Here is a 10,111-nt window from a genome sequence, read left to right as displayed (position 1 = left end):
GTACGATCCCCAGCGCCCACCACATCCCCAGCCCCTCCAGCAGGCCGCCGATCAGCAGGCACCCAAGGCCCGCGCCGCTGTGCAGCAGGACGTGGAGGGGGTCGGCGCCCAGGGCCGTGCCCAGCAGGAGGCCAAGCACCGGCAGGCCCGCGAGCATCAGTGCCGTGGAGCGGGCGCCCGCCAACTGGGCTCGCAGATCCGCACGTTGGTCCCGCTCCGCCCGCAACGCCGCTTCGAGCCGGTCGAGTCCGGCGGCGAGGCCCGCTCCCTGGTCCACGGCAACCCGCCAACAGGCCGCGAGCCCCAACAGGCCTTCGGCGCCCTGCTGCCGGGCCGCGCCCGAGAGCGCGCCGGGCACATCGCCGCCGAACCGCGCGGCCGCCAGCACCGCCGCCTGGGCTTCGCCGAGTCCCCCGGAGTCCCGCGCGGCCCGCAGCAGCGCCTCTCCCGGCTGCCGCCCGGAACGCACCTCACCCGCCAGCGCCGAGCACAGCGCGATCACCGCGTTCCCGCGTGACTCCCGTGCCCGGCGGACCTGCCCGGCCACCCGGATCCGCCGCGCCAACGGCACCCCGGCCGCCCCCGCGAGGACCGGCAGCACCGAGGCCCCCAGCACCGCCAGCGCCAACCCGGCTGCCAGGACCCACCATTCGGCCCCGAGCCGTCCGCGCATCCGCCGCAGCCGCCCGGAGATCTCCCGCCAGGACGGCGGTCCGGTTCCCACCACCCCGCCGCCGGCGAGCAGCAACTGCGCCCGCCGCGCCCCGGAATGCCAGCCGCCCAGCAGCAGCGCCGCGGCGCCCACACACAACACAGCGCCCCCCATGGCGATCTCACCCATGACCCGCTCCTCCCGACACCCCGTGCTCCGCTCCTCCCGACACCCCGTGCTCCGCTCCTCCCGACACCCCGTGCACCTCTCCTCCCGACATCCCGTGCACCTCTCCTCCCGACATCCCGAGCACCTCTCCTCCCGACACCTCGCCGTGGAGCAACCCCCGCAGCCGCTCCCACCCGCGCTGCCGCTCGAACTCCCGCACGCCCCACCGCAGCGCCGGCACCGTCCGGACCAGGCCCGACGGGTCCCGCTCCAGCACGTGCACCTCGGCGATGCGGCGCCGTCCCGCCCGGTCTCGTACGAGATGCAGCACCACCGACAGCGCGGCCGCCAACTGGCTGTGCAGCGCCGCCCGGTCGAGCCCGGCCGCCGTACCGAGCGCCTCCAGCCGGGCGGGGACGTCGGCGGCGGCGTTGGCGTGGACGGTGCCGCAGCCGCCTTCGTGGCCGGTGTTCAACGCGGCGAGCAGGTGCACCACTTCGGGCCCCCGCACCTCGCCGACGACCAGCCGGTCCGGCCGCATCCGCAGCGCCTGCCGCACCAGGTCCTGGAGGGTGACCAGCCCCGCGCCCTCCTGGTTGGCGGGTCTGGTCTCGAGCCGGACGACGTGCGGATGGTCCGGCCTGAGTTCGGCGGAGTCCTCGGCGAGCACGATCCGCTCACCGGGCCCGACGAGCCCCAGCAGTGCGCTCAGAAGCGTTGTCTTGCCGCTGCCCGTGCCCCCGCTGACCAGGAAGGACAGCCGGGCCTCCATCAGCGTCCGCAGCACCCGGTCCCCGCCCGGCGGTACCGTGCCCGCCGCGACCAGTTCGTCGAGCGTGAACGCCCGGGGCCGTACCACTCGCAGGGAAAGGCAGGTGCAGCCCACGGCCACCGGTGGCAGCACCGCGTGCAGGCGCGTGCCGTCGGGCAGCCGGGCGTCCGCCCAGGGCCGGGCGTCGTCGAGCCGGCGTCCGGCCACCGCGGCGAGCCGTTGCGCGAGGCGTCGTACGGCCGCGGCGTCCGGGAAGGCGACTCCGGTCAGTTCCAGGCCGCCGCCGCGGTCCACCCACACCCGGTCCGGGGCCGACACCAGGACGTCGGTGACGGAGGGGTCGGCGAGCAGCGGTTCCAGGGGGCCGCTGCCGACCAGTTCGGACCGCAACTGCTCGGCCGCGCCGAGGACTTCGGCGTCCCCCAGCACCCGCCCCTGTTCCCGCAGGGCCTGCGCCACGCGCGCGGGCGTCGGCTCTGCCCCGCTCTCCACCAGCCATTGGCGGACTCCGTCGAGGAGTCCCGAAGAGGCGCTCACGCCGCACCCGCTTCCATCAGCGCCCGCTCCCAGAACTCCTTGCAGAAGCGCGCCAGGGGGCCGCGCCGGGCGGCTCCGGGCGGTGTCCTGCCCTCCCCGGGTCGCACCAGTCCGACCTCCACCGGCACCTCGCCGACCAGGGGCAGACCGAGCAGCCGGGCCACCTCCCGGTCGTCGAGGCCGGGTGCGTACGGGCCGCGTACCGCCACGCGCAGGTCTCGCAGAACCATCCCGGCGGCCGAGGCGACGCGGCCCGCCGCCGCGACGGCCCGCAGTTCACCGGGGACCACGAGGATGCCGAGGTCGATCTGGGCGAGGGCCTCGGCGACCCCGTCGTCGATGCGGCGCGGAAGGTCGACGACGACCGTGCCACCGCGCCGTCGGGCCGCGGCGAGCACCGCGCGGACGGCCTGGGCCGGGATGGCGACGCAGTCCCCTCGGTCCCAGCTCAGCACCCGCAGCGAGTGCAGTTCCGGCAGCGACTCCTCCAGAGCGCCGCCGCCGACCCTGCCGCGCGAGGCGGCGAAGGCGGGCCAGCGCAGTCCCTCCGCGCTCTCGCCGCCGAGGAGTACGTCGAGTCCGCCGCCCAGCGGATCGGCGTCCACGAGCAGGGTGCGCAGTCCCTCGCGTGCGGAGGTGACGGCGAGGGCGCACGCGAGCGTGGACGCCCCGGCCCCGCCGCGTCCGCCAATGACCCCGATGGTGAGGGCGGGCCGGCCGACGCCCTCGGCGACGTCGGCGATGCGGTCGACCAGCCACTGCTCGCCGTCGGGCAGCACCAGGACGTGGTCGGCACCGATCTCGACGGCCCGGCGCCACACGCCGGAGTCGTCCTGGTCGCGGCCGACCAGCACCACTCCCCTTCTGCGCGCGGCCCCGCGCACCCGCCGCGCGGCGTCGTCGCCGACCAGGACGAGCGGTGCGGCCTCCCAGCTGCCCGCGCGCTCCGGTACGGAGTGGTGGACCTCCGGTGTCGCTCCCGCCGCGGCGCACAGCCGCAGCAGGTCGTCGAGCAGATCGGCGTCCTCCGTGACGATGAGTGGTCCGGCCTGCCGCCCCGGGACGGCGGGCGGTGGGTCGTGTGTGACGGCTCCGGTCACGTGCTCCATCCCCCTTCGCTGTGTCTTTCGCGAAGGCCCCTGCGGCCCCGCGATTCCCAAACATCTGAAGAACCGGCAAGCGGCCTCCATATGAACGGCCGATAGGAACCGGCCAAACCCGCCCGACTAACCGGAACCCGTCATGAACTCGGGCCGTGCGGGACGCGTTGGAATCACGGTGCAGCGATCCCGGAAATCGTGTGGATCTTGGTCGATAACTGTGGACAAGTCGGCGGTTGTGAATATGGCCGTCACCCATACCGGTGACCCCTGCACGGATCCACGTACGACATCCGCAGAGCAGCCCGACGACTACAGTGAGTGACAGGTCATGAGCATGGCGAACGGGCTCCCGCAGCGGCACCAGGACAGCCGTACGAGAGCGAGGAGAGAGGAAAAACCCACCCGGACATGCGACGACCCCCGCCGGGGGGGAGAGCGGGGGTCGTCTCCACGGCCGACTCGGGGGGGGAGGAGCCGGACCGGGTTAGCACGGTCGCGAACGATCCGTGACTTCCATGGTGTACCCGAGAGCCCTCTCAGGCAAACCCACGCGCCCACCTTACGCCGAATGGGCTGCGCCTATGCTCGGGGTCGTGGAAAACCACTCGATGCCCCGCACAGCGGCCTTCTTTGACCTGGACAAGACGGTCATTGCGAAGTCGAGCACGCTCACCTTCGGCAAGTCCTTCTACCAAGGCGGCCTGATCAACCGCCGAGCCGCCCTGCGCACCGCCTATGCCCAGTTCGTCTTCCTCGTCGGCGGTATGGACCACGACCAGATGGAGCGGACCCGCGAGTACCTCTCCCAGCTCGTGCGCGGCTGGAACGTCCAGCAGGTCAAGGAGATCGTCGCCGAGACCCTGCACGGCCTGATCGACCCGATCATCTACGACGAGGCCGCCTCCCTCATCGAGGAGCACCACACGGCCGGCCGCGACGTCGTCATCGTCTCCACCTCGGGCGCCGAGGTGGTCGAGCCGATCGGCGAACTGCTGGGCGCCGACCGGGTGGTGGCCACCCGCATGGTCGTGGGCGAGGACGGCTGTTACACCGGCGAGGTGGAGTACTACGCGTACGGCCCGACCAAGGCGGAGGCAGTCAGGGAACTGGCCGAGTCCGAGGGGTACGACCTGGAACGCTGCTACGCCTACAGCGACTCCGCCACCGATCTGCCGATGCTGCAGGCCGTCGGCCACCCGCACGCCGTCAACCCGGACCGCGCACTGCGCCGCGAGGCACTCGCGCGCGGGTGGCCGATTCTGGACTTCCACCGCCCCGTCCGGCTCAAGCAGCGGATTCCGACGTTCTCGGTACCGCCCCGTCCGGCCCTTGTCGCTGTCGCGGCGATCGGCGCTGCGGCCGCCACAGCGGGCTTCGTCTGGTACGCGAGCAGGCGACGGGCGACACCGGCGTGATGACCGGCGCCCGTTTGAAACTGATTTGAGACCAAAAGTAAAGAAGCGCGGGCAGGGGTTCCGCTTGCATCACGCCTGGAGTACAAAGGGTTTACGGCCCGCGAGACCAAGGACATCCGAGAGGATCACCTTAAACAACGCATTTGGCCCCACGGACCGAGCATGAACACCGGGCACCCACGCGACGTCGACCCGTCGATTACGGGCCAGCCGCACCAGGTGACGGGCAAAGTTCCCGACCTGATGGGCAACATATCGAGGACGCTTGGTAACCCGGTGAGCATGCCAGCGGCGGTACGAATCCTCGTACCGCCGCACCTCTTTTCCCCAAGGGAAGCTGCTACGCCGCCCCGCGCTGCAGTGCCTCGCACACGGCCGTCGACTCGCGCGCACCCAGCTCGACCGCCCGCCCGCAGTGCGCGATCCAGGCGGCCATGCCCTCCGGCGTTCCGGAGACGTACCCCTCCAGCGCCGCCAGATAGGCCGCCCGGCCCAGCTCGGCGTGGCCCACCTCCGCCGGGCAGACAGACTTCGGGTCGAGGCCGCTGCCCACCAGGACGATGCGCTCGGCGGTGCGTGCCACGAGGCCGTTGTGGGAGGTGAAGGGGCGCAGCGCGAGGAGTTCGCCGTGCACGACGGCCGCCGTCACCAGGGCGGGGGCGGAGCTGCCGGCGATGATCAGTTCGGACAGACCCTCGAGCCTGCCGTGCACCTCGTCGGCGTCCGGCAGCCGCAGCTCGACCAACGGCTCGTCGACCGGCTCGCCCGCCCGCCGTGGCCGCCCCACCTCGTCCCCGTTGGTCGCGGCGGCCACCAGGTGCAGCCGGGCCAGCACCCGCAGGGGGGACTGCCGCCAGATGGACAGCAGTTGTCCGGCCTCGGCGGTGAGCCTGAGGGCAGCGCCCATCACGCGCGCGTCCCCGTCACCGCTGAAGTCGGTGCGTCGGCGCACCTCCTCCAGTGCCCAGTCGGCGCCGGACAGGGCCGCCGAGCCGCGGGCACCCCGCAGCGCCGCCTCAGAGGTGATCTCGTTGCTGCGGCGCCGCATGACCCGGTGCCCGTAGACCCGGTCCACGGCCTTCCGCACGGACTCCACGGACTCGGCCACGCCGGGCAGCGAGCCCAGGGCGGCGAGCGGATCGGCGGTCGCGCCTGTCGTACTCATGAGTACGACACTAGCCACCCCGCGCGCGTGCCCCACGAATGAGTGGTCTTCTTCACGCCCGTCTGCCACATACAGCTATCTCACGACTACGCTTCGTGAACATGAAAATTGCTTTCGTCGGTAAGGGTGGCAGCGGCAAGACCACCCTGTCCTCCCTGTTCGTCCGTCACCTCGCAGCCGCCGGCGCGCCGGTCGTCGCGATCGACGCGGACATCAACCAGCACCTGGGACCCGCCCTCGGCCTGGACGAGACGGAGGCCGCCGCGCTGCCCGCGATGGGCGACCGACTGCCCCTGATCAAGAACTACCTGCGCGGATCCAACCCCCGCATCGCCTCCGCCGAGACGATGATCAAGACGACCCCGCCCGGCGAGGGCTCACGGCTGCTGCGGGTGCGCGAGGACAACCCGGTGTACGAGGCCTGCGCCCGGCCGGTGGAACTCGACGGCGGCACCGTCCGTTTGATGGTCACCGGCCCCTTCACCGACGCCGACCTGGGGGTCGCCTGCTACCACTCCAAGACGGGGGCGGTGGAGCTGTGCCTGAACCACCTGGTGGACGGACAGGGCGAGTACGTCGTGGTGGACATGACGGCGGGCTCGGACTCCTTCGCCTCCGGCCTGTTCACCCGTTTCGACATCACGTTCCTCGTGGCCGAGCCGACCCGGAAGGGGGTCTCCGTCTACCGCCAGTACAAGGAGCACGCCCGAGACTTCGGCGTCGTCCTGAAGGTCGTCGGCAACAAGGTGCAGGGGCAGGACGATCTGGACTTCCTGCGCGCCGAGGTCGGGGACGACCTGCTGGTGACCGTCGGGCACTCGGACTGGGTGCGCGCCATGGAGAAGGGCCGTCCGCCCCGGTTCGAGCTGCTGGAGGACGTCAACCGCCGTGCCCTGCGCACGCTTCAGGTCGCCGCGGACGCGACGTACGAACTGCGTGACTGGCAGAGCTACACCCGGCAGATGGTGCACTTCCATCTGAAGAACGCCGACTCATGGGGCAACGCGCGCACCGGGGCCGACCTGGCGGCTCAGGTCGACCCCGGGTTCGTGCTGGGCGAGAGCCTGACTCCGACCGCCTGATTGCCCTCGGGTCGGCTACTGCCTGGCCGCCGGCGCTCCGGGCACGCCCTTCGGCGCTGGGGCCGGGCGGCCCGACAGGAAGGACGCCCAGCCCTGCTTCGGGGCCTCCCCGACGTTCAGGCCGCGCAGTTTCGCCAGGACCTGCGGGTCCTGGGCGTCCAGCCAGTCGGCCAGTTGGTGGAAGGAGACGCAGCGCACCTCGGGCTTGTTGCAGACGTTCTCGATGACGTCGTCGAGGGCGTGCATGTAGGTGCCGCCGTTCCACGACTCGAAGTGGTTGCCGATGATCAGGGGCGCCCGGTTGCCGTCGTAGGCGCGCCTGAAACCGGCGAACAGACCCTCCCGCATCTGGTCGCCCCAGTAGGCGAACTTGTCGGGGTCGCCCTGGGTCCGGGTGCCGGACTGGTTGACCATGAAGTTGTAGTCCATGGTCAACTGCTCGTAGGAGTGCCCGGGGAAGGGCACCAGCTGCATCGACAGGTCCCAGAGGCCCTCCCTCTTCTTCGGCCAGACCTGCTCGTTCACCCCGCTGGTGTCGTAGCGGAAACCGAGCTGGCTCGCCGCCTTCACGAAGTTCTGCTGACCCTCCAGACAGGGGGTGCGGGCGCCGATCAGCTCCTTGTCGTAGTCGAAGGGGAGCGGGGCCGCGCTCTTCATCCCGGCGTTGGTCTTCCAGGACTTCACGAACTGCTTCGCCTGGGCGATCTCGTCCTTCCACTCGTCGACCGACCACTCGCCGACGCCGCCGTTCTTGCCGCAGAAGTGGCCGTTGAAGTGGGTGCCGATCTCGTTGCCCTCCAGCCAGGCCAGGCGGAGCTGCTTGACGGTGTCGGCGATGCCCTTCTCGTCGTTGAAGCCGATGTCGGAGCGCCCCGGCGAGTGCTGCGGCGGCTTGTACAGGTCGCGCTTGTCCTCCGGGAGCATGTACACGCCGCTGAGGAAATACGTCATCGTCGCGTGGTTGGCCTTGGCGACCTTGCGGAAGTGCGAGAAGAGCTTCTGGCTGTCCTCACCGGCGCCGTCCCAGGAGAAGACGACGAACTGCGGGGGCTTCTGGCCGGGCTTGAGCCGCTCCGGTCTGGGCAGGTGCGGCTGCGCTCCGGTGTACGAGGTGGAGCCGTCGCCGATCAGTCGGACCACACTGCCCGGCGCCTGGGCCGGCCTGGCCATCTGGGGACCGGAGGCACCCGGCTTGGAGCCGTTGGTGCCGATCGCGCAGCCGGCGAGCGACGCGGCGCAGGCTGCGGCGATCACTGCTCCGGTGGCAACCCTCTGGGTGGCGGCCATCTTCCGCCCACCTTCTTCCTTCTCTCAAACCGACGCCGGTAAGGGCGTTTTCTGGCGATGTGCCGGGCGGACCCGACAGCGCCGTCAAGGTCGCACGGGACCGAGAAGGAATTAGTACGACAAGCCGATGAAATGCCCGCTTCACTCATTCAGGTGAGCTAATACGCCATTTGCCAGAAAAGTCTATGCCTGCCCTTTACTCTGAATTACGATTCGTTTACCGAGCGTTGATCCATCCCGCTGTACGCCGTGACCCACGGCCGCGTTCCGACCCCGCCCCGGGCGGGGACCACCTGATCCGCGACCGCGCTGCCCCGGAGGAGACGGGAACCATGTCCGCCTCGATCGCGGTCTTCCTGATCGCCCTCCCGCTGTCCCTGGGCATCGCCCTCGCCACCGGCGCACCGCTCCAGGCAGGCCTCGTCGCGGCCGCCGTCGGCGGCATCGTCGCCGGCCGGCTCGGTGGCTGCCCCCTCCAGGTCAGCGGGCCGGCGGCGGGCCTGACAGTGGTGACCGCCGACCTCATCCACCGCTACGGCTGGCGTACCACCTGCGCCGTCACCGTCCTCGCCGGTCTCGCCCAACTCGGCCTCGGCTGCCTGCGCGTGGCGCGCACCGCGCTCGCCGTCAGCCCCGCCATCGTGCACGGCATGCTCGCCGGCATCGGCGTCACCATCGCCGTCGCCCAGCTGCACATCGTCCTCGGCGGCACCCCGCAGAGCTCCGTCCTCGCCAACCTGCGCGCTCTGCCCGCCCAGTTGGCGGGGCTGCAGCCCGCCTCGGTGACCGTCAGCGCGCTGACCCTGACCCTGCTGCTGCTCTGGCCGCGCGTTCCCGGGCGGGCCGGGCGCCTGCTGCGCACGGTCCCGGCCCCGCTCGTCGCCGTCGCCGGCGCCACCACGGCCGCCTCGCTCGCCGGCCTCACCCTGCCCAGGGTCGACCTGCCGTCCTGGAGCAGCCACGCCCTGGCCGGTCTGCCCGAGGGCCCGGTGCTCGGCCTGACCGCCGCCGTGCTCACCACCACCCTGGTCTGCAGCGTTCAGTCGCTGCTCGGCGCCGTCGCCGTCGACAAGCTGGCGGCCGCCCGCCCCGGCCTCACAGTCCGGGTGGGCCGCTCCGACCTCGACCGCGAACTGCTGGGACAGGGCACCGCCAACGTGGTCTCCGGCGCACTCGGCGGACTGCCGGTCGCGGGGGTGGCGGTGAGAAGTTCGGCGAACGTGAAGGCGGGTGCCGTCAGCCGGAACTCCACGATGCTGCACGGCGTTCTCGTAGTGATCGCCGCGCTGCTGATGGTCCCGATCCTGGAGTGCATCCCGCTCGCCGCACTCGCCGCCCTGGTGATGGCCGTCGGCATCCAGATGGTGTCCCTGCACCACATCCGCACGGTGACCCGCCACCGCGAAGTGCTGGTGTACGCCGTCACCACACTCGGCGTGGTGGTCTTCGGCGTCCTGGAAGGCGTCGCGCTGGGGATCGCCGTGGCCGTCGCCGTCGCCATGCAGCGCCTCGCCCACACCCGCATCACGCACGAGGAGAAGGAAGGAGTCCATCACGTACATGTCCGAGGCCAGTTGACGTTCCTCGCGGTACCGCGGCTGAGCCGCGCCCTGCATCTCGTACCCCACAGCGCGCACGCCGTCGTGGAGTTGGACGGGTCGTTCATGGACCACGCGGCGTACGAGTCACTGCAGGACTGGCACAACACGCACACCGCACAGGGCGGTACCGCGGACATCACCGGCCGCCGCACGGGGTTGAGCGACGCCGAGCCCGCAACACCTCGGCCCGGCCCCGGGACGGAGCCCGGAGCCCCGTCAACCGCCGCCTCGACCCCCTCCGTCGGCTGCCGCTGCCGCCCCTGGACCCCCTGGCGCAACCACCAGTGCGAGCTCCCACGGACCGCACCGCCCTCCGGCGCGTCCGGCAC

8 protein-coding genes are annotated in these 10,111 nt (G+C 71.6%); 3 read left to right on the top strand and 5 right to left on the bottom strand.

Annotation, left to right across the window (positions count from 1 at the left end; genetic code table 11):
* The 3 genes from GRC12_RS36815 to ssd all read right to left on the bottom strand — a co-directional run.
* Positions 1 to 841, bottom strand: an 841-nt coding sequence (locus GRC12_RS36815; RefSeq protein WP_244374334.1) for a type II secretion system F family protein, incomplete at its 3' end; no start/stop codon positions are given.
* Positions 834 to 2,129, bottom strand: a complete 1,296-nt coding sequence (locus tag GRC12_RS36810) for a TadA family conjugal transfer-associated ATPase (protein WP_439959927.1) — start codon at positions 2,127 to 2,129, stop codon at positions 834 to 836. The genes GRC12_RS36815 and GRC12_RS36810, both read right to left, overlap by 8 nt.
* Positions 2,126 to 3,238 carry a septum site-determining protein Ssd gene (gene ssd / locus GRC12_RS36805; RefSeq protein WP_208784464.1) on the bottom strand — a complete coding sequence of 371 codons (1,113 nt, stop codon included), beginning with the start codon at positions 3,236 to 3,238 and terminating at the stop codon, positions 2,126 to 2,128. Before ssd ends, GRC12_RS36810 begins: the two co-directional genes overlap by 4 nt.
* Before the next feature lie 575 nt (positions 3,239 to 3,813).
* Between ssd and GRC12_RS36800 the strand changes: the two genes are divergently transcribed.
* Entirely contained in the window at positions 3,814 to 4,647 is an 834-nt protein-coding gene (locus GRC12_RS36800) for an HAD family hydrolase (protein ID WP_208784462.1), read from the top strand.
* 340 nt (positions 4,648 to 4,987) lie between these two features.
* Here the strand turns inward: GRC12_RS36800 and GRC12_RS36795 are convergent, their stop codons facing one another.
* Positions 4,988 to 5,812 (bottom strand): Fic family protein, encoded by an 825-nt coding sequence (locus GRC12_RS36795; RefSeq protein ID WP_133044235.1) that lies wholly within the window; start codon positions 5,810 to 5,812, stop codon positions 4,988 to 4,990.
* A gap of 101 nt (positions 5,813 to 5,913) precedes the next feature.
* Here GRC12_RS36795 and GRC12_RS36790 point away from each other — a divergent pair, with 101 nt between their 5' ends.
* Positions 5,914 to 6,894, top strand: coding sequence for a nucleotide-binding protein (locus tag GRC12_RS36790; RefSeq protein ID WP_208784460.1), 981 nt, complete (start codon positions 5,914 to 5,916; stop codon positions 6,892 to 6,894).
* 15 nt (positions 6,895 to 6,909) lie between these two features.
* Here the strand turns inward: GRC12_RS36790 and GRC12_RS36785 are convergent, their stop codons facing one another.
* Positions 6,910 to 8,181: a hypothetical protein gene (locus GRC12_RS36785; protein WP_208784458.1), complete on the bottom strand. Its 1,272-nt coding sequence runs from the start codon at positions 8,179 to 8,181 to the stop codon at positions 6,910 to 6,912.
* A 332-nt stretch (positions 8,182 to 8,513) separates the two neighbouring features.
* Between GRC12_RS36785 and GRC12_RS36780 the strand changes: the two genes are divergently transcribed.
* Positions 8,514 to 10,111: SulP family inorganic anion transporter (locus GRC12_RS36780; RefSeq protein ID WP_208784457.1), on the top strand; the 1,598-nt coding region annotated here is incomplete at its 3' end.

Source organism: Streptomyces griseorubiginosus, assembly GCF_017614965.1.
GTDB lineage: Bacteria > Actinomycetota > Actinomycetes > Streptomycetales > Streptomycetaceae > Streptomyces > Streptomyces griseorubiginosus_B.
The sequence above is the reverse complement of the archived record's forward strand: the minus strand, read 5'-3'. Positions and strand labels throughout refer to the sequence as shown.

Bases quoted from the DNA above. Each gene is read 5' to 3' on its own strand.
- GRC12_RS36800 (WP_208784462.1), top strand. From the start codon at position 3,814: ATGCTCGGGGTCGTGGAAAACCACTCGATGCCCCGCACAGCGGCCTTC.
- ssd (WP_208784464.1), bottom strand. From the start codon at position 3,238: ATGGAGCACGTGACCGGAGCCGTCACACACGACCCACCGCCCGCCGTC.
- GRC12_RS36790 (WP_208784460.1), top strand. From the start codon at position 5,914: ATGAAAATTGCTTTCGTCGGTAAGGGTGGCAGCGGCAAGACCACCCTG.
- GRC12_RS36785 (WP_208784458.1), bottom strand. From the start codon at position 8,181: ATGGCCGCCACCCAGAGGGTTGCCACCGGAGCAGTGATCGCCGCAGCC.
- GRC12_RS36795 (WP_133044235.1), bottom strand. From the start codon at position 5,812: ATGAGTACGACAGGCGCGACCGCCGATCCGCTCGCCGCCCTGGGCTCG.